This is a genomic window from Streptomyces sp. CA-249302 (assembly GCF_050936785.1).
GTDB lineage: Bacteria > Actinomycetota > Actinomycetes > Streptomycetales > Streptomycetaceae > Streptomyces.
In genome coordinates this window covers 9,515,455-9,535,258 of the sequence record NZ_JBNJMG010000001.1, presented here as the reverse complement: position 1 = coordinate 9,535,258, position 19,804 = coordinate 9,515,455, and the positions used below count along the sequence as shown (strand labels likewise).

The 19,804-nt window shown below is 72.4% G+C and carries 20 protein-coding genes and 1 pseudogene; 11 read left to right on the top strand and 10 right to left on the bottom strand.

Features of this window, described 5'->3' with window-relative positions; all coding sequences use genetic code 11:
• Position 1 precedes the first annotated feature (1 nt).
• Together ACQEWB_RS42950 and ACQEWB_RS42945 are read right to left on the bottom strand one after the other, a co-directional pair.
• Positions 2 to 2,185 (bottom strand): heavy metal translocating P-type ATPase, encoded by a 2,184-nt coding sequence (locus ACQEWB_RS42950; RefSeq protein ID WP_432841125.1) that lies wholly within the window; start codon positions 2,183 to 2,185, stop codon positions 2 to 4.
• Between the two features lie 46 nt (positions 2,186 to 2,231).
• Positions 2,232 to 3,947: an LCP family protein gene (locus ACQEWB_RS42945; protein ID WP_432841123.1), complete on the bottom strand. Its 1,716-nt coding sequence runs from the start codon at positions 3,945 to 3,947 to the stop codon at positions 2,232 to 2,234.
• 178 nt (positions 3,948 to 4,125) lie between these two features.
• Between ACQEWB_RS42945 and ACQEWB_RS42940 the strand changes: the two genes are divergently transcribed.
• Positions 4,126 to 4,338, top strand: a complete 213-nt coding sequence (locus ACQEWB_RS42940; RefSeq protein WP_432841121.1) for a twin-arginine translocase TatA/TatE family subunit — start codon at positions 4,126 to 4,128, stop codon at positions 4,336 to 4,338.
• Here ACQEWB_RS42940 and tatA read toward each other — a convergent pair.
• Positions 4,326 to 4,508: a Sec-independent protein translocase subunit TatA gene (tatA, locus tag ACQEWB_RS42935; RefSeq protein ID WP_432841119.1), complete on the bottom strand. Its 183-nt coding sequence runs from the start codon at positions 4,506 to 4,508 to the stop codon at positions 4,326 to 4,328. The genes ACQEWB_RS42940 and tatA overlap by 13 nt on opposite strands.
• A gap of 130 nt (positions 4,509 to 4,638) precedes the next feature.
• On the opposite strand from tatA, the gene ACQEWB_RS42930 reads away from it, so the two are divergent.
• Complete coding sequence (locus ACQEWB_RS42930; RefSeq protein ID WP_432841117.1) at positions 4,639 to 5,028, top strand: BlaI/MecI/CopY family transcriptional regulator; 390 nt, start codon at positions 4,639 to 4,641, stop codon at positions 5,026 to 5,028.
• 6 nt (positions 5,029 to 5,034) lie between these two features.
• Positions 5,035 to 5,967, top strand: a complete 933-nt coding sequence (locus tag ACQEWB_RS42925; RefSeq protein ID WP_432841115.1) for a M56 family metallopeptidase — start codon at positions 5,035 to 5,037, stop codon at positions 5,965 to 5,967.
• Between the two features lie 17 nt (positions 5,968 to 5,984).
• Here ACQEWB_RS42925 and ACQEWB_RS42920 read toward each other — a convergent pair whose 3' ends face one another.
• Complete coding sequence (locus tag ACQEWB_RS42920; protein ID WP_432841113.1) at positions 5,985 to 6,530, bottom strand: hypothetical protein; 546 nt, start codon at positions 6,528 to 6,530, stop codon at positions 5,985 to 5,987.
• A gap of 236 nt (positions 6,531 to 6,766) precedes the next feature.
• On the opposite strand from ACQEWB_RS42920, the gene ACQEWB_RS42915 reads away from it, so the two are divergent.
• From ACQEWB_RS42915 to ACQEWB_RS42895, 5 genes and pseudogenes are all read left to right on the top strand, one after another.
• Positions 6,767 to 7,015, top strand: coding sequence for a hypothetical protein (locus ACQEWB_RS42915; RefSeq protein ID WP_432844315.1), 249 nt, complete (start codon positions 6,767 to 6,769; stop codon positions 7,013 to 7,015).
• 10 nt (positions 7,016 to 7,025) lie between these two features.
• Positions 7,026 to 8,201 (top strand): SPFH domain-containing protein, encoded by a 1,176-nt coding sequence (locus ACQEWB_RS42910; RefSeq protein WP_432841111.1) that lies wholly within the window; start codon positions 7,026 to 7,028, stop codon positions 8,199 to 8,201.
• A gap of 118 nt (positions 8,202 to 8,319) precedes the next feature.
• Positions 8,320 to 9,096 carry a DinB family protein gene (locus tag ACQEWB_RS42905; RefSeq protein ID WP_432841109.1) on the top strand — a complete coding sequence of 259 codons (777 nt, stop codon included), beginning with the start codon at positions 8,320 to 8,322 and terminating at the stop codon, positions 9,094 to 9,096.
• A 5-nt stretch (positions 9,097 to 9,101) separates the two neighbouring features.
• Positions 9,102 to 9,389: a DUF1905 domain-containing protein gene (locus ACQEWB_RS42900; protein ID WP_432841107.1), complete on the top strand. Its 288-nt coding sequence runs from the start codon at positions 9,102 to 9,104 to the stop codon at positions 9,387 to 9,389.
• A gap of 28 nt (positions 9,390 to 9,417) precedes the next feature.
• A pseudogene (locus tag ACQEWB_RS42895) lies at positions 9,418 to 9,746 on the top strand (LysR family transcriptional regulator); the annotation flags it as partial.
• A 9-nt stretch (positions 9,747 to 9,755) separates the two neighbouring features.
• On the opposite strand, the gene ACQEWB_RS42890 reads toward ACQEWB_RS42895, so the two are convergent.
• Entirely contained in the window at positions 9,756 to 10,979 is a 1,224-nt protein-coding gene (locus ACQEWB_RS42890; RefSeq protein WP_432841105.1) for a DUF418 domain-containing protein, read from the bottom strand.
• Between the two features lie 174 nt (positions 10,980 to 11,153).
• Between ACQEWB_RS42890 and ACQEWB_RS42885 the strand changes: the two genes are divergently transcribed.
• Both ACQEWB_RS42885 and ACQEWB_RS42880 read left to right on the top strand, forming a co-directional pair.
• Positions 11,154 to 11,819, top strand: coding sequence for a response regulator (locus tag ACQEWB_RS42885; protein ID WP_432841103.1), 666 nt, complete (start codon positions 11,154 to 11,156; stop codon positions 11,817 to 11,819).
• Positions 11,816 to 12,928 carry a sensor histidine kinase gene (locus ACQEWB_RS42880; RefSeq protein ID WP_432841101.1) on the top strand — a complete coding sequence of 371 codons (1,113 nt, stop codon included), beginning with the start codon at positions 11,816 to 11,818 and terminating at the stop codon, positions 12,926 to 12,928. Before ACQEWB_RS42885 ends, ACQEWB_RS42880 begins: the two co-directional genes overlap by 4 nt.
• A 170-nt stretch (positions 12,929 to 13,098) precedes the next feature.
• Here ACQEWB_RS42880 and ACQEWB_RS42875 read toward each other — a convergent pair whose 3' ends face one another.
• Complete coding sequence (locus ACQEWB_RS42875; protein WP_432841099.1) at positions 13,099 to 14,283, bottom strand: NAD(P)-binding domain-containing protein; 1,185 nt, start codon at positions 14,281 to 14,283, stop codon at positions 13,099 to 13,101.
• Positions 14,284 to 14,356: 73 nt separating this feature from the next.
• Positions 14,357 to 14,977 (bottom strand): hypothetical protein, encoded by a 621-nt coding sequence (locus tag ACQEWB_RS42870; RefSeq protein WP_432841097.1) that lies wholly within the window; start codon positions 14,975 to 14,977, stop codon positions 14,357 to 14,359.
• A gap of 308 nt (positions 14,978 to 15,285) precedes the next feature.
• Between ACQEWB_RS42870 and ACQEWB_RS42865 the strand changes: the two genes are divergently transcribed.
• On the top strand, positions 15,286 to 16,257 hold the full coding sequence (locus ACQEWB_RS42865) for an NAD(P)-dependent alcohol dehydrogenase (RefSeq protein WP_432841095.1): 972 nt from the start codon (positions 15,286 to 15,288) through the stop codon (positions 16,255 to 16,257).
• Between the two features lie 193 nt (positions 16,258 to 16,450).
• Here the strand turns inward: ACQEWB_RS42865 and ACQEWB_RS42860 are convergent, their stop codons facing one another.
• Genes ACQEWB_RS42860 through dapA form a run of 3 tightly spaced genes read right to left on the bottom strand, consistent with a single transcriptional unit; the run spans position 16,451 to position 19,796 of the window.
• Positions 16,451 to 17,938 (bottom strand): aminobutyraldehyde dehydrogenase, encoded by a 1,488-nt coding sequence (locus ACQEWB_RS42860; protein WP_432841093.1) that lies wholly within the window; start codon positions 17,936 to 17,938, stop codon positions 16,451 to 16,453.
• Between the two features lies 1 nt (position 17,939).
• Positions 17,940 to 18,896: an ornithine cyclodeaminase family protein gene (locus ACQEWB_RS42855; RefSeq protein WP_432841091.1), complete on the bottom strand. Its 957-nt coding sequence runs from the start codon at positions 18,894 to 18,896 to the stop codon at positions 17,940 to 17,942.
• 3 nt (positions 18,897 to 18,899) lie between these two features.
• Positions 18,900 to 19,796, bottom strand: a complete 897-nt coding sequence (gene dapA / locus ACQEWB_RS42850) for a 4-hydroxy-tetrahydrodipicolinate synthase (protein ID WP_432841089.1) — start codon at positions 19,794 to 19,796, stop codon at positions 18,900 to 18,902.
• Positions 19,797 to 19,804 lie beyond the last annotated feature (8 nt).

Genomic DNA, 19,804 nt, shown 5'->3' with positions numbered 1-19,804 from the left:
TTTACGGTCCGAGGTGCGCCGCGCGGGTCCAGGCCGCCTCCCGCAGCAGCCGCAGCCCGTTGAGGCCGACGAGGACCGTCGAACCCTCGTGTCCGGCGACGCCGAGCGGCAGGGGCAGAGTGCCGGCGAGGTCCCAGGCGACGAGGCCGGCGATGAACACCCCGGCGAGCACGAGGTTCTGCACGACCAGGCGCCGGGCGCGGCGGGAGAGGGCGATCACGGCGGGCACGGTGGCGAGCTCGTCGCGGACGATCACCGCGTCGGCGGTCTCCAGCGCCAGGTCGGAGCCCGCGCGGCCCATGGCGACGCCGGTGTGGGCGGCGGCGAGGGCCGGGGCGTCGTTCACGCCGTCCCCGACGACCATGACCTTTCGCCCCGCACGCTCCAGCGCCGTCACGGCGCCCACCTTGTCCTGGGGCAGCAGCCCGGCCCCGACGTCCTCGATCCCGGCCTCGGCGGCGAGGTGTTCGGCGGCGCGCGGGTTGTCGCCGGTCAGCAGTACAGGGGTACGACCGGTCAACGCCGCCAGAGAAGCGACGGTGGCGGCGGCATCCGGGCGCAACCGGTCGGCCAGGCCCAGGAGTCCGACGGGGGCACCGTCGACGACGACGAGGACGGCAGTACGACCGGACTCCTCCAACTCGGCGGCGAGGGCGGCGGCGTGGGCCGCGGCGGGGTCGGCCGGGACCCCGAGGACGTCGCCGGGGGTGGCGGCCGCTTGCGCGGCGCCGACATCGACGCCGTCGAGGAGCCGGGCGTTGGCGTCGACCGATTGGGCAGGTCCGGCATCCTCGCCTTCGCCAAGTCCGCCCGGTCCGGCGGCCGTTCGCGCGCCTCCCATCACATCGTCACCGAGGAGCCGGCCCGGCGCGCCGACCGTCACCCGCAGTCCGTCGACCGTGGCCGTCACTCCCATGCCCGGTGTGGACTCGAAGTCCCGGGCCGGCGGCAGGGGTAGCCCCCGCTCCCGGGCCGCCGTCACCAGGGCCCGTGCCAGCGGATGCTCGCTGGGGTGCTCGGCCGCCGCCGCGAGCATCGTCAACTCCCGCTCCCCCAGGCCGGATCCGGGCAGCGGTCGTACATCCGTCACTCTCGGCACGCCCTCCGTCAGGGTGCCGGTCTTGTCCAGGGCCACCGCGTCGACCTGGCCGAGCCGCTCCATCACCACCGCCGACTTGACCAGCACGCCGTGCCGGCCGGCGTTGGCGATGGCCGACAGGAGCGGGGGCATGGTGGCCAGCACGACGGCGCAGGGTGAGGCCACGATCATGAAGGTCATCGCCCGTAGCAGCGAGGCCGTCAGCTCCTCGCCGAACACCAGCGGCACCAGGAACACGGCGAGCGTCGCCGCCACCATGCCCAGTGAGTAACGCTGTTCGACCTTCTCGACGAACAGCTGCGTGGGCGCCTTGGTCTCCGAGGCCTCCTCGACCATGCGGACGATCCGGGCGATCACCGAGTCGGAGGCGTCCCGTTCGACGCGGACGCGCAGCGCGCCCGTGCCGTTGACGGTCCCCGCGAACACCTCGTCGCCGGGCTCCTTGGCGACGGGCAGCGGCTCGCCGGTGATGGTCGCCTGGTCGACCTCGCTCGCCCCGTCCAGCACCCGCCCGTCGGCGCCGACGCGCTCACCCGGCCGTACGAGAATCGTGTCGCCGACCGCCAACTCCTCGACCGGCACGGCCTGTTCGGAGCCGTCCGGGGCCGGTCGGCTCGCCGTGGCCGGGGCCAGGTCGAGCAGGCCGCGTACCGAGTCGGCGGTACGTGCCGTGGCCAGCGCCTCCAGGGCACCCGAGGTCGCGAAGATGACGATCAGCAGGGCGCCGTCCATGACCTGCCCGATGGCGGCGGCGCCGAGCGCGGCGACGACCATCAGGAGGTCGACGTCGAGAGTGCGGCCGGCCAGCGCCTTCAGGCCCTCCCAGCCCGGCTCCCAGCCCCCGGTGACGTACGCGAGTGCGTACAGCGGTCCCCAGAGCCAGGCCGGCTGACCGGTCAGGTGCAGCGGCAGCGCCGGCAGGAAGCAGGCGGTGGCCGCGGCGGCCCAGCGCACCTCGGGCAGCGCGCGCATCCGGGTGCGGCGGCGGGGCGCGCGGGCGCCTCCGGCGGGTGCGGAGGGGTCGGCGAGGGGTGGGGTGAGCGTCGAGAGCACCGGCTCACCATACAGGAACACATGAAGACTCATTCATCTCTTCATTGGTCCTTGGCCACCCATGGGGTGCGGGGAGTTCCTAGGGCGCCGAGCCCTTCTTGGTGCTCGCCGCCGCGTACGCCTGGGCCGGGGTCATCGCCACGCCGTTGATCTGCACGGTCTTGTACGGGCTGACCTTCGCGCAGGTCTTGGCCTTGTCGGCGGTCTGCGCATGGGCGTCGGAGACGGCCGCGTGGGTGTCGGCGGGCGCGGCCGAGGAGGTACCGGAGGAGCCGAAGGTCGTACCGCTCGGCCAGTCGGAGCCGATGACGAGGGTGAGCCCGCTGCTGCTGCCCTGGGTGAGGTGGGAGGCAGGCAGACCGAGGGCGGCGGCCGCCGTCTGGGCCTCGGCCTTCTCGCCTGGGCCGTAGGTGAGCTCGGTGGTCGTCGCCTGCCGCGGGGCGTTGCCGGACGTGGTGCCCGAGCCGAAGCCCTTGGCGAGCAGGGCGTCGGCGACGGCCGAGGCGCGGCCGCCGGTCGTGGTGCCGTTCTCGACCTGGACGTCGACCGTGGAGGGTGCGACGGTCGCCGTAGCGGACGCGGACGGGGACGCGGAGGACTTCTTGCCGCTGCCCGAACTGAGCGACTGGTCGCCCGCGATGGCGGCGAACAACGCCTTGGCGGCGGCCGCGGGGACGACCCGGTTGGCGTTGGTGGGGTCGGCGCCGGTCTGCATCGTGGTGAACGTCATCCGCTTCGACGGCACCTTGTTCAGGTCGGTCGCGAGGTCGACGAGTTTGCTGACGCTGCCCAGGCCGGTGTCCACGGTCAGTGCCTTGGTGGCCGCGTCGGCGAGGGAGTAGACCTTGGCGGGGTCGGCGAGGGTGCCCGCGCTCTTGAACTTGCGGATCATGGCGCTGAGGAAGAGGTGCTGGGAGACGGTGCGGCCCAGGTCGCTGCCGTCGCCGAAGCCGTGCCGGGAGCGGACGAACTCCAGCGCCGCGTCGCCCTTGAGGGTGTGGGTGCCCTTGGACAGCTTGAGGTGCGAGTAGGTGTCGTAGACGTTGTCGCTGACGCACACCGAGACGCCGCCCACCGCGTCGGACATCTTCACGACCCCGGAGAAGTCGAGCATCACGAAGTGGTCGATGGTGATGCCGGTGAGCTGGTGGACGGTCTTGACCTGGCAGGCGGGGCCGTACTGGAGCGCGCTGTTGATCTGGCCGTAGTAGCCGGTCGTCGACTGCTTGCTGTCCGGGTCGGTGCAGGCGGGGACCTGGGTCATGGTGTCGCGCGGCACGCTCATCACGGTGGCGTTGGAGCGGTCGGCGGAGACGTGCACCACCATCTCGACGTCGGCGTTGTGCCCGACGGTCGAAGTCGCCGAGCCGCAGCCGCCGCCCAGCTTGCAGTCGGCGGCGTTGTTCCGGCCGTCGGAGCCGATGACCAGGATGTTGATCGGGGTCCGGCCGAAGGCGTCGGCCTTCTCCTTGCCGCCGGCGCCGTCGTCGATCGCGACGCTCTTGATGTTGCCGTTGAGGTGCTCGTACAGCCACAGGCCGCCGCCCGCGGTGACCAGGATCAGCGCGGAGACGGTGAACAGGGCTATGCGGGCGATCCGTTTGCGGCGCGCGACCGGCTTGGCGCGGCGGCCGCCCGCCCGGCGCCCCTGGGAGCGTGCGGCCTGCCGGGCCGCCGCCCGGCCGCCCGGCGCGGGGCGGCCCGGTCCGTCGTCCGTCTCGCGCTGACGTGGCACTCCGGCCCGGCGATCCCGCGTGGTCGCACGGCCGCGGGTCTCGCCCCAGGGGTCGCTCAACTCCCACTCCCTACGCTGTGGCCGACGCCAACCATCGGCGCGACGGCGCACCACTCGGGTTGGATGATTGCGCAATATAGCAACTGACGTACTTGTCGAACGATCACACCTCGGGAGAGACTTCTACAGCGCTGTAGATCATTTGTGGATCGCTGGTTCCCGGGAGAAAGCAGACCTGATGTTCGGCTTGAGCGAACTCGCCCTGATCCTGCTCGTCGTCGTGGCCGTCCTGGGCTTCAAGAAGCTCCCGGAGCTGACCCGCTCGGCGGGCCGGGCGGCCCGGATCTTCAAGAGCGAGGCCAGGGCCCTCAAGGATCAGGACGCGCCGGGTGCCGGGAAGGTGATCCCCGGCACCGTCGTCGAACGGGACAAGCCCTCTCAGCGCCCCTGAGTCGCCTCCGTGGCGTTCTCGTCCTTCATGGCCTTCGCCTCGCTCTTGAGGATGCGCATGGACTTGCCCAGCGCCCGAGCGGTGTCCGGCAGCTTCCGCGAGCCGAACAGCACGATGATGACGATCGCCACGATCAGCAGGTGCCAGGGTTCCAGTCCGTTGCGCAGCATCCCGCCCGCCCCTTCCGCTTCGATGATTGCTACATTGCGCAACTGTACAACCAGGGGGTGGGGGCGGTCGCCATCCGAGTCCCACGGTGATCGGCAAAGCCCTGTCCAAGGCTCTCTATACGATGGGGACATGGCGAAACCGGATCCGCGCCCCCAGCGCCGCGCGCAAGGCGAGTTGGAGACGCAGGTGCTCGGTGCCCTGCAGAAGGCCGACGGCCCGGTGACCGCGGCGTGGGTGCAGGAGCGGCTCGGCGGCGGTCTCGCGTACACGACCGTGATGACGGTACTGAGCCGGCTGCTGGAGAAGCAGGCGGTGACCCGGAAACGGGAGGGGCGCTCGTTCGTCTGGTCGGCGGCCGCGGACGAGGCCGGTCTGGCCGCGCTGAAGATGCACAAGGTGCTGGACCGCGAGCGGGACCGCAGGGCGGTGCTGGCCCGCTTCATCACCGCTCTGCCGGAGGGCGACGAGCAGTTGCTGCGGGATCTGCTGGACCGGGCCGCCGACGAGCCGGCGGACTGACGGCCGGTGGGCGTCTTCGTCTTCCTGCCGCTCGTCCTGCCGTTGACCGCGTGGCCGATAGCCCGGGCGGCCACCCAGCACCTCCATCCGCGCGCCGCCACAAGGCTGTTGACCGGTCTGGCCGCGGTCATGGCGCTGTGCAGCACCCTGTGCCTGGCCCTGCTGATGGTGGTCGGCACCGCCCAACTGCCGGGCAATCCCCTGCCGGACGGCTGGTCGGACCCCGAGGTACGGCAGAGCGTGCCGCACGACGAGATCGCGGGGAAGGCGGCGATTCCCGTGCTCCTGGCGGTCGTTGCGGGGTGCGCTCGGGCCCTCTGGCATCACCACCGCATCCGGCGGCGGGCGCACGCGGCCCTCGCCGGCCTGCGCGACACCGCGGTCGCGGTCCTTCCCGACGGGGAGCCGTACGCGTACGCGCTGCCCGGCGGCCGGCGCGACCGGATCGTGGTGTCCACCGGGCTGCTCGACTGCCTGGAGCCGCGGGAGCGCCGCGCCCTGTTCGCCCATGAGCGGGCCCATCTCGCCGCCCGGCACCACCGGCACCTGCTGATCGTCCGACTGGCGGCCCGCGCCAACCCGTTCCTGCTGCCGCTGCGCACGGCCGTCTCGTACGTCACGGAGCGCTGGGCCGACGAGGAGGCCGCCCAGCACGTCGGCAGCCGCCGGACCGTCGCCCGGGCGATCGGCAAGGCGGCCCTGGTCTCGCGCGCCGCCCCGGCGCCGACGCTCGCCGCCCTCGCGGCCCCGGGCCCGCTCCCCCGCCGGGTCGCCGCCCTGCTGGCCCCGCCGCCCGCGGCCCGCGCCTGGCCGCCGCTGTTCACCACCGTCGGCCTCGCCCTGTGGAGCGCGACGGCGGGCACCGCCCTGTCCGCCATGTTCTCGGCGAACTCCGCGGTGACCCTGCTGCTCCTGCTGCACGCGGCAACGCCCTTGTAGAGGTGGAGCGTCAGGGGTCAGCGGCCCCGTTCCGACGCTCGGGGGTCGTCGAGCTCGCGCAACAGGAACGGCACCATGCCCCGCTCCAGCAGCGCGAGCTCCCAGTCCTCCCGCGCCCGTGCGTCCGCGTCGGAGCGACCGCGGGCCGACGTGGTGAAGAACCAGGCGGCGTCGCCGACCGCCGCGCCGGCCGCCATCGCGCCGACGATCAGCCCGGCCGTGATCAGGCCCTCGCCGATGTAGGGCCGTCCGTCGAGCGTGATCATGCTGAAGCCGAGGATGAGGAAGAAGGCCGCGGTGACGGCGGGCACGCCCGGCACGAGCATCGCCCGCACGGACAGGAAGCGGCAGGCGTCCCGCGCGGGCTCTTCGCGGTGGTCGACGCCGGCCGCCGCGGCGATGGCGGACCGCGCCTGGAGCGCCTGGGCGCGCAGCCGCTCCCGGGCGGGGGTACCGCCGGAGCGGTCCAGCGCCTCCTTGACCTGCCCCGAGCCCAGGGCTCGGTCCAGGACCTGCTCGAACGCGGTACCGGCGTCGGCCCCTGTGCCGTCAGGATCCGGCATGTTTCTCCCCCGATGGACGAAGGCCGCGGCGGCCGGAGCCGGCCGCGCCCACGTGAGCTGTGTGGGGTGGCGAGTGTAATGGTTCTTCGCTTGCGCAAGCATGCGGGTCTTCTGTTCGATTTTGTCGGCGGTCCGGCGAACCGCTCGCCTGGCTGAATCGTCCCTGGTGTTAGGCCCCTGCTACTGGTGGGTCTATCGTCGGAAACATGGGCCAACGCGTGGGAGGTCGGCCGGTGATACCGCAGGACGAAGCCGTGATCGGCTGCACGGGGAAGGTACTCGTCGGAACCCGGGGAGCAGCCGGCCCTGGCGAGATTCTGGTGCGCGTCAGAGGCGGCTCCGAGACCTTCATCGCATGGTCCGAGGATCCCCTGCCGACGGGGGCGACGGTACTCGTGATCGAGTCACGTGGATGTCGTGAGGTCGGCGTCATCGAGTGGGTGGATCCACTGGCCGCGCTCGGCTACTTCGCCGAGGCAGATTAGGAGAAGCAGAATGTTCGGTTACCGCGTTCCCGCTCCCGACGAGGCGATGTTGATCTCGGGCGGGCGGCGGGGACTGGGGGGCGCGCCGTTCCGGGTGGTGACGGGGCACGGCAAGTTCGTGGTCCCGTTCTTTCGCAAGACCCGCTTCCTGACCCTGTCGATGAACGAGGCGGAGGTCACGGAGACCTGTGTCACCCGACAGGGCATCGCGCTGAGCGTCCGCGCGGTGATCGCGTTCAAGGTCGGCAACGACAGCGAGAGCATCATCAACGCAGGCCAGCGCTTCCTCTCCGACCAGGAGCAGATGTCGGTGCTGACGGGGCGCATCTTCGCGGGCCACCTGCGCGCGATCATCGGTTCGATGACGGTCGAGGAGATCGTCACCGAGCGGCAGAAGCTCGCCGCCGAGGTGCTGGACACCTCCAAGACGGAGATGGCGAAGATCGGTCTGATCGTGGACTCGCTCCAGATCCAGTCGATCGACGACGGCGACGCCGGCTACATCGACGCGATGTCCGCGCCGCACCGGGCGGCCATCCAGCGGCAGGCCCAGATCGCCCAGGCCCAGGCCACCCAGACCGCGGCGGAGGCACAGCAGGAGGCGGCCCGTAAGCAGGCCGAGTACGAGCGGCAGACCGCGGTCGTCAAGGCGGAGTACTCGGCCGAGGTGGACCGCGCCCAGGCGCAGGCCGCGCAGGCCGGACCGCTGGCGCAGGCGCACGCCCAGCAGGAGGTGCTCGCCGCGCAGACCGAACTGGCCCAGCGGCAGGCGAAGTTGCGTCAGGAGCAGCTGGTCGCCGAGATCGTGAAGCCCGCCGAGGCGGAGGCCGAGCGGATCCGGCTGCTCGCCAACGCGGACGCGCAGCGGATGAAGATCCAGGCCGAGGCGGCGGCCTCGTACGACCGGGTCGCGCTGGACCGGATGCTGATCGACCAGCTCCCGCAGATCGTGAAGGAGGCCGCGGGCGGTCTCTCCGGCGCCAACGTCAACGTCCTCAACGGCGCGGACGGCCTCGGCGAGATCGCGGCCGGCCTGGTCTCGCAGGGCCTGACGATCCTGGACTCGGTCCGGGCGAACCTCGGCAACCAGGACTCCGAGAGCCGCCCGCCGGCCGGCAACGGCGTACTCGAACTGCGCGCGAAGGACGACCGGAAGTCGAACGACGGCCCGGTGGACGTCGACTGACCCCAGCCCCTCGGGCCCCGAACCCGGGGCCGGACACCCGTGTCCGGCCCCGGGTTTCCTGTTGTCACGAGTGACGACTGCGCCTGCGCGACGGCGCGCCGGCCCTACTCTGACTGCCATGGGCGACAGCGACTTCACCGACCTGCGCGGTACGGAGTTCGAGCGTGCGGACCTGACGGGGGCGCGTTTCACCACGGTGAGCCTCAACCGGGCCTCGCTGCGGGACTGTGCCCTCAAGGGCGTCAGGATGCGCGGTGTCGAGGTCTCCGGCACCACCATCGACGGCGAGATCGAGAGCCTCGTCGTCAACGGCGTGGACGTGGCACCGCTGGTCGAGGCCGAACTGGACCGCCGGCACCCCGAGCGCCCCAGCTTCCGGCCGACGACCGCCGAGGGCTTCCGCGAGGCCTGGACCCTGAACGAACGGCTGTGGGCGACGACCGTGGAGCGGGCTCGCCGGCTGTCCCCCGAGCTGCTGCACGAGTCGGTCGACGGCGAGTGGTCCTTCGTCCAGACCCTGCGCCACCTCGCCTTCGCGACCCAGGCCTGGGTCGACCGCGGCATCCTGGGCGACCCCGCGCCCTGGCATCCGCTGTCCCTCCCCTGGGACCAGATGGACCCCCGCCCCGGCGTCCCGCACGACCTCGCGGCCCGCCCGCCCCTCGACGAGGCGCTCGCCCTGCGCCTTACGGCGATGGCGACGGTACGACGGGTCGTCGCCGAACTCGCCGACGAACAGCTCGACTTGGTGACCGAGCCGCTGGAGGGACCCGGCTGGCCGGACGAGGGCGCCTGCTTCGCCGTACGACAGTGCCTGCTGGTCGTCCTCAACGAGGAGTGGTGGCACCGCAGTTACGCCGAGCGGGACCTGGCCGTCCTGGAAGAACGGAGCTGAGCCGAGTGGAACTCGCCTTCACCGGCCGGGTGATCGAGTGGCGCGGGCCGGCGCCGTACTACTTCGTCCCCGTGCCCGACCAGGAGTCCGCCGACATCCGCGAGGTGGCCGCACTGGCCACGTACGGCTGGGGCGTGATCCCGGTCGAGGCCAAGATCGGCGAACTCGCCTTCGCCACCTCGCTGTTCCCCAAGGACGGCGGCTATCTGCTCCCGCTGAAGAACGCGGTGCGGGGGCCGCAGGGGCTTTCGGCGGGGGACGACGTGGCGGTGCGGATGACGGTACGGCTCTAGGTCGTGTCTTCAGGTGACCCTCGCCGATCTCGCCGATCTCGCCGACCACCCGATCGCCCTCAACACCGTGTCCGGCACTACCACGATGGACCTGTGGCCGACGGGGGCCCGGCCCGTCGCGAGCATCGAGGTGGCCACCACCGACGAGTGGCTGGTGGCCATCGCCGCGGGGCGGGCCGTCGGCATCTCCACGACGGCCACCCCGGGCAACCACACCCACCCCGCGTCGGCTTTCCGCCCGCTTGCCGACGCACCGGCCGTCCCGGTCCTCCTCGCCTGGCGGGAGGGCCCGGTCATCCCGCCCTGCCGGATCTGCCGGCTCTCGCGCGTGAGGTGGTGGCGGGCGCGGGAGCGTAGCGGCGGGGCTCACCTGACGAGCCGCGCGGGCCGGGTGGCCGTGTGCAGCAGGTACTCCAGCGGGCCCCGGCGGAAGTGGCGCGTCCAGGTCGTCGCGAAGAGCATGGCGGCCAGGGTGAAGAGGAGGAGGGACAGCAGGGCCGGGCCCGTCGCGTCCTCCATGCCCACGACCCTGATGGCGAGGATGTGCAGAACGTAGGCGGTCAGGGCGGTCATGCCGACCGCGGTGACCGGGGTGGCCGGGCGGAGCAGGCGCGGCATGCGGGCGGCTGCGCCGCATGCCGCCACGACGACGAGCGCCACCCCTGTGTTACCGAGGATCGAGAACGTCGTCTGGCTGTGCGGCGCGGCCACCAGCAGCCAGTCGGCGGGGGTGCCGTCGGTGACGTCGCCGACCGTGTCCGACCACCAGGCGGAGCCGGCCGAGCCGCCGTCCGTCGCGGCCGCGACCGTGGTGAGGGCGTGCGGGACCAGGTGCAGGGCCAGCCAGGAGCCGCCGTAGCCGAGCAGTGCCAACGCGCCGCCGGTGCAGGAGAGTTGGGTGAACGTGCGGCCCCGGGCGAGGTCCAGGCGGGCGACCGCCATGCCCGCGACCATGAACGACATCCAGGTGAGCACCGGGTATTCGCCCGTGAACAGCAGCTCCATGAAGCCGTCCGTGCCGGTGATCCGGGCCAGTGGGTCCGCGGCGACGACGGCGTCCGCCCAGTCGCCGCCCTCGACCGACTGCCGTACCACGTACAGGACTTGGGGCAGGATCAGCGCGCCCGCTGCGGCGATGCAGGCGAGCGTTCGCGCGCTCAGGCGGTACAGCGGGAGGACCAGGAGGAAGAGGAGGCCGTAGAAGGAGAGGATCACGTCGACGTCCGTGTCCAGGGCGGTGAGCGCGAAGCCCAGTGCCATCAGGACGAGGGCGCGGAGGACGATCCGGCACATCGCCTGCCGGCCCGCGCGTCCCGTGCGCGGGTGCGGGCGGCCGGTGATGAGGACCAGGGAGAAGCCGGCGAGGAGGGCGAACAGCGCGGAGGCGCGGCCTCGTGGCAGCTCCAGGAGGAAGCCGAGGGGGCCGCCGACGGTGGGGTCGGGGCCGACGTGGGCGGCGTACATGCCGAGGACCGCGAGGCCGCGGGCCAGGTCGATGCCGACGAGGCGGCCGGTCGACGGCGGGCGGGGGCGGTGCGCGGGTCGTTCCGTGGCCGGGAGGGCGGGCATCCGGGTCGCTTCTTGCGTCATGGTCCCCAGAGTTGGGGTCGGTGGGGCTGCTGCCCATCCGGCGGGTGACGGGTGTCGCCCCCGCCGACCGGCGGGGCGCGCACCGCCGGTGCGGGGGCGCCCCGCCCAGGAACCGGTCGGCGGTCCGGGGCGTCGTAGCGGTTCAGCGGTGGTCCGGCGGCGAACGGAGCACAGATGATCCGGGTTCTGGTGGTCGACGACGAGGCCATGATCCGTACGGGTTTCCGGCACATCCTCGACACCGCCGACGACATCGAGGTCGTGGCGGCGGTGCACGGCGGCCAGGCGGTGCGGACCGCGCGTCAGGCGCGTCCGGACGTGGTGCTGCTCGACATCCGGATGCCGGACGTGGACGGGCTGACCGTACTGGCCGAGCTGCGCCGGATGGAGCCGCCGCCGGTGGTGGCGATGCTGACGACCTTCGACATGGACGAGTACGTCGCGGCCGCGCTGCGGTCCGGAGCCGCCGGTTTCCTGCTGAAGGACACGGATCCCGAGCAACTGCCGTATCTCATACGTTCCCTGGCCGACGGCGGGGTCGTCCTGTCGGCGAAGGTCACCCGTACCGTCGTCGACGGCTATCTGGACGCCGGTCCCCACAACCCGGCCGCCCTCGGCGTCGACCGGCTGACCGAGCGTGAACGGGACGTGCTCGTCCTGGTGGCCGAGGGGCTGTCCAACTCCGGCATCGCGGGCCGGATGCACCTCAGCTCGGCGACGGTGAAGGACCATGTGAGCGCCATCCTCACCAAGTTGAAGGTGGGCGGCCGGGTGCAGGCGGCGCTGCTCGCGGAGCGGGCGGGGCTGCTCAGGACGGTGCGGGGCGAGGAGGACGGATGACCGCCCGGCGTCCGCCCGCCGCCGCCCTCGACGTGGCCGTCGTCCTGGCGGCCCTGCTGGACGTGAAGGTCCATGTGCACACGCACGACGAAGTGCCCCTGGCCGTCGCCCTGTTGGCGGCCTTCGCACTCGTCCTGCGGCGGCGGCACCCGTTGCTCACCTATCTGCTCGCGTTCCCCACCACCCTCGTCACGGACGCGGTGTTCGCCACCCTGGCCGCGCTGTACACACTGGCCTCGCTGAGCCGTCGGCGCGTGCTGCTGGCCGGCTGCGCCCTGGCCTTCGCCGCCGGCGACACCACCGTATGGTCGTGGCCCGCGCCGGAGTTCGCCGACCTGACCGACCCCACGGCCCTGATCAAGGTGACCTACAGTCTGGCGACCGCCACCGCGCCCGTCTTCCTCGGGCAGTTGGTCCAGGCCCGGCGTGAACTCGCCCTGCGGCTCGCGGAGATCACCCGGGCGCGGGAGAGCGAACGGCAGTTGCTGGCGCAGAGCGTACTGGCCAAGGAACGCGCCCAGCTGGCCCGGGAGATGCACGACGTCGTCTCCCACCAGGTCAGTCTGATCGCGGTGCGGGCCGGCGCGCTCCAGGTGGGCACGCGGGACCCGGAGACGAAGAAGGCCGCGGCCGACATCCGGCGGCTCGGTGTGCAGACGCTGGACGAACTGCGGCACATGGTCGGCGTGCTGCGCGCCGCGGGCAGCCGCCCCACCGAACTGACCCCGCAGCCCTCACTCGACCGCCTGCCCCAACTGGTGGAGGGCAGCGGCATCGAGGCCGACCTCGACACCGACCTGCCCGCGGACCTCCCGCCCGCGGTGCAGCGAGCCGTCTACCGCACCGTCCAGGAGGCGCTGACCAACGCCCGCAAGCACGCGCCCGGCACCAAGGCATCGATCCGCCTGGGGCACACGGACGAGATCGTGACCGTCGTGGTGACCAACTCGGCCCCCGACCGCCCCGCCCTACCCCTCCCCGGCGCCCACCACGGCCTGGCCGGCCTGCGCCAGCGCGCGGAGCTGCTCGGCGGCGGCGTCACGGCGGGGCCGACGGCCGACGGGGGCTACGAGCTGCGGCTGGAGCTTCCGGTCCGGGAGACGTCCTGATCCGTCTGGTCCGTCTGGTCCGTCTGGTCCGTCCAAGCGGAGCATGAGCACAAAGGCCTTCCACGACGACCATCCCCACTTCGGCGACGCCACACAGGTGGGGGCGGGCCAGCGGCACAGCCGCGTCTTGTACGGCGACGCGCTGCACTCGGCCCGCCCCTGAACGGCGGCTAGCCCAATGTGCCCCGCCCCGCCAGCGCCCCCGCGAGCCGAGGCGCCGCGAAAGCCGTCCCGCAGGTGAACCGCATCAGCGGTCCGAAGGTGGCCGCCGCCTGGATGCCGGTGAAGTACAGGCCGGGTACGGAGGACTGGAACCCCGCGTCGAGATGCGGGGAGCCTCCGGTGCGGGTGAGGCCGGCGCGGAGCTCCGGGGCCAGGAAGTCCATGCCGTCCACGCGGACCCGGTAGCCGGTGGCCGCCAGGACGTGTTCCGCCGCCAGGGAGTGGGGCCGTCCTTCCACGTCCCTGGTCGTGATGAGCACTCCGCCGTCCTGTCGCCGCGCATCCGTGATGTGCTCGCCCAGCCGCACGGGGACGACCCCGTCGAGCCGCGGCTTGAGCCACCACGCGCCGAACGGGCCGAGCACCCGCTTCACCAGTCGCAGCCGCGTGGCCGTGGGCAGGTAGCGGAAGGCGGCGGCCTGGTGGACGACTCCGTAGAGGCCCCAGGAGCGGCCCAGCGGAGTGTCCGGCTGCCAGTGCGGCGGCGGGGTCGGCGCCGCACCGAACACCAACTTCCTTGCCCGTACGAGCAGTTGGACCCGCGCTCCGGACTCCTGCAACAGCGCCGCGCTCTCCTGCGCCGACTGCCCCGCGCCCACCACGACCACCTCACGGCCGGCGAAGACCTTGAGGTCGGCGTGGTGCGAGGTGTGCGAGACGAGACCCTCGGGCACGAACTCGGCGAGCGGTTCCGGGACGTGCGCGAAGCCGTCCATGCCGCTGGCCACGACCACGGCCGCCGCACCGAGCTCCTCGCCCGAGGCGAGCTTGAGCCGGAACCCGTCGGCCTGCCGGTCGACGGCGAGGACTCGGACCCGTTCCACCTCGGGCACCAACTCCTCGGCGAACCAGCGCCCGTAGCGCACGAACATCCCCACGGGCACCGGCTCGTGCCCGGTCAGCCGGGGCTCGCCGGTCCGCCGGGCGTAGTCGTCCAGGGTGAACCCCGGACGCGGTGCGGACAGCATCGACGCGCTCGGCGGCGACTTCAGCAGCATGCCCGCGGGCATGTTCTCGGCCCAGCTCGCCATCGGCGAACCGAACACCCGGACACTCAGGCCGCGCGCCTTCAGATGCGCGGCGGTGGACAGGCCGTACGGGCCCGCCCCGATGACGACAACGGTCTCGGACATGAATTCTCCCCTGGCGCGGCGCAGTTGGGGCAGCCCGCGCCCCGGTGTTGTGAGGCAGGTGGGAATGGAGCTTTCAGATGCACACCGAGAGCCGCCGCGAGCGCGGCAGCGGGGAGGGGGAAGGGGGTCCGCGTCGGACGACCGCGTCCGCGAGGAGCGCCGGGCGGGGCACCCCGGGCACGGGCCCCGCATGCGCGCGCCGCCGGGCACCGGGAGACACGGTCAGGTCGGCGGGCGCGTGCACCGGGGTGAACAGCCCGCGCAGCACCTCACGCAGGTGCAGCCACTTGCAGCCCGCCACGTACAGCACGCGCCGACGGGAGTTGTCCACGCCGCGCAGCAGCACCGCGGACAGCACGGTCAGCAGCACATGTCCGACGACGACCGGCCAGCCCGCGTGCACGGAGGACGGCCACATCGCATGCGGCGGTACGGAGATCGCGCCGTCGGCCCGTACGAACCAGTAGCCGACGAGCACCTGCGCGCCGGCCGCGAGCACCAACTGCCGTACCAGCGGCTTGTCGTGGCCCGCGCCGGGCAGCGCGACGCCGAACAGCACGAGGGCCGCGAGCCCCCGCACCAGCAAGGAGGGGCTGGAGTCGAAGGCCAGATGGTGCACCGTGGCCGCGACCGCCGTACCCAGGAGGGAGAACAGCCCCGCCCGGGCAGCCGCCACCGGCACCACACGCGGCATCCGACCACGGTGGCGCACACGGGACACATGCACCGAACCCCCCATTACCCCACCATGATGGGGCGTGGGCCGGGCCCGTGTCACCACCGCATCCGGCCCAAGGCCACGACGTCTGCCTGGCGCACCCAGTAGCCGGTACATCTCCCGGAGACCGATCTGCAGGTTCTGGAGGGCCAGTTGGTGGCCCTGACGCTGGACACCCTGACCGGTTCCTGACCGGCCGTCCGTCAGGCTCTGGCCAACGGCGTGGTCGGTGCAGACGATCAGGAGGAGAGCACCCCGACACGGCCGCGGTGAGGGAGAGCCCGATGAAGGCCATCGTCCAGGACGTCTACGGTTCCGCCGACCGCCTGCGGCTGCGGGACATCGACCCACCGGTCCCCGGCGACGAGGAGGTCCTGGTGCGGGTGCGGGCCGCCGGCGTCGACCCGAGCGTCTGGCATCTCATGACCGGGCGGCCGTACTTCGCCCGCCTCAACCGGCAGATCGGCCTGCGGAAGCCCGCCCACCGGGTGCGGGGATGGGACGCGGCGGGGGTGGTCGAGGCGGTCGGCGCGAAGGTGACCTCGCTCAAGCCCGGTGACGAGGTGTTCGGCCAATGCAACGGCTCCTTCGCCGAGTTCGCGTGCGGCAAGGCCGAGCAGCTCGTCCCGAAACCGACGGGCCTCAGCTTCGAGCAGGCCGCCGCCCTCCCCGTCTCCGCCGTGACCGCCCTCCAGGGGCTGGACCTGGCGCGTCCCAAGCCGGGGCAGGAGGTGCTGGTGATCGGCGCCTCCGGCGGCGTGGGCACGTACGCCGTCCAGCTCGCCGTCCACTACGGCGCCCGGGTCACCGGGGTCTGCGGACCCACCGGCGCCGAACTCGTCCGGTCCCTCGGCGCCGACGACGTCATCGACTACACGCGCGAGGACATCACCGACCGGCCCGTGCGCTACGACTTCGTCCTCGACTCCGCCGGTAACCGCAGCCTCTCCCACCTGCGACGCGTCCTCACCCCGCGCGGCACCGTCGTCTTCGTCGGCGGCGAGGACGGCGGCCCGGTGTTCGGCGGCACCGACCGCTGGATACGCGGCCTGGCGCTCTCCGCCTTCGTCGGGCAGAAGCTCCGGCCGGTCATCGCGGTCACCCGGCAGCAGGACCTGCTGAAGCTTGCCGAACTCGCGGAGGCCGGGACGGTGGTTCCGGTCATCGACCGCACCTATCCACTGACGGAGGCCGCCACGGCCGTAAGGCATCTGGAGTCGGGGCACCCCCGGGGGAAGCTGGTCGTCACCGTCTGAGCGGCGCACTCGCTCAGAGCGTCCGGCAGAGGCGGGCCACATCCAGCATCGCCGCACGGACGGAGGCCGGTGCGCTGTCCCGGCCGACCAGTGCGCTGGCGCCGATCATGGTCAGCCCGTCGCCGCCCCGCGCCTTCTCGACGTGATGGGCGCGGTGGCGGTTCTTGGGCAGGCCGTCCTCGTTCCAAGGGGGTCAGCGTCCGTGGTTGTGCATGACGTGCTTGGTGCGGGAGTAGTCGTCCAGTGCGTAGACCGACAGGTCCCGGCCGTAGCCGGAGCCCTTGAAGCCGCCCCAGGGGACCTCACTGGCCAGCACCAGATGGGAGTTGACCCAGACGGTGCCGAAGTCGAGGCGCGCGGCGATGTCGTGGCTGCGGCGCGCGTCCTCGGTCCACACCGACGCCGACAGACCGAAGGGGACGTCGCCTGCCCGCCGTACCGCTTCCTCCTCCTCGGTGAAGGTCTCGACGGTGATCACCGGGCCGAAGATCTCCTCGCGGGCCGCTTCGGCGCCTTCGGGGACGTCGACCAGGACGGTGGGCGCGATGAAGTAGCCGGGCCCGTCGAGGGCTTCGCCGCCGGTCGCCGCGCGGATGCCGGCCTTCCGGGCGCGCTCCAGGTAGCCGGAGACACGGTCGAAGTGGGCCTTCGAGACCATCGGGCCGACCTCGACGTCCTCGCCGGCCTGCGGATCCCCGACGACCAACTGGCTCACCTCGTCCACGAGTTGCCGGACGAACTCCTCCGCGACGGACTCGTGTACGAGGACCCGGCAGGCCGCCCCGCACTCCTGGCCCGAGTTCCAGAAACCGGCGACGCGCAACGCCTGTGCGGCGGCGGTCAGGTCGGCGTCCGGGAAGACCAGGACCGGTGCCTTGCCGCCGAGTTCGAGGTGCACCCGCTTGAGGGTGTCGGCGGCGGCCCGGGCGACGGCCCGGCCGCTGCCCACCGAGCCGGTCAGGGCGATCATGTCGAGGTCCGGGTGCTCGGCGAGCCGGGCGCCGACGACGGGGCCGTAACCGTTGACCACGTTCAGCACGCCCGGCGGCAGGAGGTCGGCGACGAGTTCGGCGAACTTCAGGGTGGTCAGGGGGGTCTGCTCGGAGGGCTTGAGGACCAGGGTGTTGCCGGCGGCGAGGATCGGCGCGATCTTCCAGGCGGCCATGAGGAGGGGGTAGTTCCAGGGGGTGACCACGCCGATCACGCCGAGCGGTTCACGCAGGATGACCGAGAGGTGGTTCTCGGCGTAGTCGCCGGCGGCGAGGGCGGTGGTGGCGCGGACCGCGCCGGCCATGAAGCGGAAGGTGTCGACGGTCTGGGCGACGTCGTCCCGGGAGACGGAGAGCGGCTTGCCGGTGTTGGCGGACTCCAACCCGGCGAGCAGCTCGGCGTGTTCGGCCACGCGGTCGGCGATCGAGTGCAGTACCTCCGAGCGCTCCCGGGGCAGCCGCCTCGCCCACTCGCCCTTGGCCCTGAGGGCGGCGGACACCGCGCGGTCCACGTCCTCGGTGGTGCCTTCGGGGATCCGGGCGACGACCTTCTCCGTACAGGGGTCGACCACGTCGATGAGGCCTCCGGTGACCGGCTCGACGAAGGTCCCGTCCATGAAGTGGGCGGCCGGGGGAAGGTCGGTCTCGGCGATCAGGGGCGCTGCGTCCACCGCTCGTCGGGCTGTGGTCATGTCATTGACTCCTTGTCTGGGGTGTGGTGCCTGCGGACGTCCGCCGGTGGATGCTCCAGGCCGCCGCCGCGTCCTGGACGCCGATGCCGACGCTGAGGTAGGTCACGATGTCCTCGTCGTTACGGCGTCCGGTCGCGTCGCCGGTAAGGACGTGGCCGAGTTCGACGACCGTCGGTGTACCGGCGGCGATGAGCGGTCCGCAGTTCTGCCGCGCCGTGGGCTCGTGGTCGACGACGACCCGTTCGCTGGCGTGCAGGACGTCGGGGCCGATCTCGCAGCGGTGCCGGTCGAAGGAGCCGACGGTGACGACGGTCGTACCGGGCTTCAACTCACGGGCGGAGAACAGTGGTTCGGTGGCCGAGGTGGCGCAGACGATGACGTCCGCCTCGGCGATCGCCTCGTGCGGCGACTCCAGCGCCTCGACGTCGTGGCCCTCCTCGCGCAGCCGGCCGACGGACGCGTTCAGCGAAGGGCGGCGCGGCGACCACATGCCGGTCCAGGCGTACGTCCCGTTGTGCCGCAGGGCCTCGACGTGCGCGCGTCCCTGCACGCCGGAGCCCAGGACGAGGAGGCGGGTCGCGCCCTTCCTCGCCAGCGCCTCGACCGCGACGGCGCTCGCGGCGGCCGTGCGCAGGGTGGTGATCGCCGTGCCGTCCATGAAGGCCAGGGGGGCGCCGGTGTGCGGGTCGAGCACGGCGACCACGGCGTGGTGGGTCGGCAGACCCGCCGCCGCGTTGCCGGGGTTGACGCTCCCGAACTTGCAGACCGGGCCGCTGGTGCGGTCGAGGCGGGCGGCGTAACAGAACACGGTGTCGGGGTCGTCGGCGTGGCCGCCCAGGATCTTCTCGGGCTGCCACGCCTCGCCCCGCGCGAGGGCGGTGAAGGCCGTCCGCTGGGAAGCGATCGCGGTGTCGAGGTCGAACACTGAGCGGACTTCTTGTTCGTCGAGGAAGCGCATGGCTCAGTGTGTGGCCGGTTGCGGCAGCTTCTGGACGAGGGAGGCGATCCGGGCGGTGGTGTCGGCGTCGAGCGGAAGCAGCGGTTCACGGGGCCCGCCGACGGGGATTCCGACCGCGTCCAGGGCCGCCTTGACCGCCTGGATGAACGGCGCGGACATGATCGCGTCCATCAGCGGGTGGATTCGTGCCCATTCGGCCTGCGCACGGGCGAGGTCGCCGGCGCGCAACGCCCGGTGGATCGAGACGAGTTCGGCGGGCATCACGTTCGCGGTTCCGGCCATGACGCCGGCGGCGCCCTCGGCGAGCGCCTGGAGCAGCAGGCTGTCCCAGCCGACGAAGGTGGAGACGACGTCGCCGTAGCGGTGGATCAGCTGTCCGGCCTGGGCCATGTCGGCGCTGGTGTCCTTGATGTACTGGATGTTGTCGACCTCGCGGGCGAGCCGGCCGACGGTGTCCGGGTCGAGGTTGACTCCGGTGGCGCCGGGGAGGTTGTAGAGCATGATCGGGATGTCCACGGCGTCGGCGACGGTGCGCAGGTAGTGCAGCGTCTCGTCGAGGGTGAGCGGCTCGTAGTACGGGGTGACCACCATCAGGACCGAGGCTCCGGCGGCCTGTGCGTGGCGGGAGAGGTCGACCGCTTCCCGGGTGCTGACGGCTCCGGTCTGGGCGACGACCGGGACCCGTCCGGCCGCCTGGTCGACGACCGTCTCGACGATCAGACGTCGTTCCGCCGCGCTCATCGCGGCGAACTCGCCGGTCGATCCGCAGGCCACGACGCCGTCGACGCCCCCGTCGACGCTGCGGTCGACCAGGCGCCGCAGGGTCTTCTCGTCGATCCGCCCGTCCGACGCGAACGGTGTGGCCAGTGCGGTCAGGACACCGCTCAGCTGTGACGACATTTCTCGAA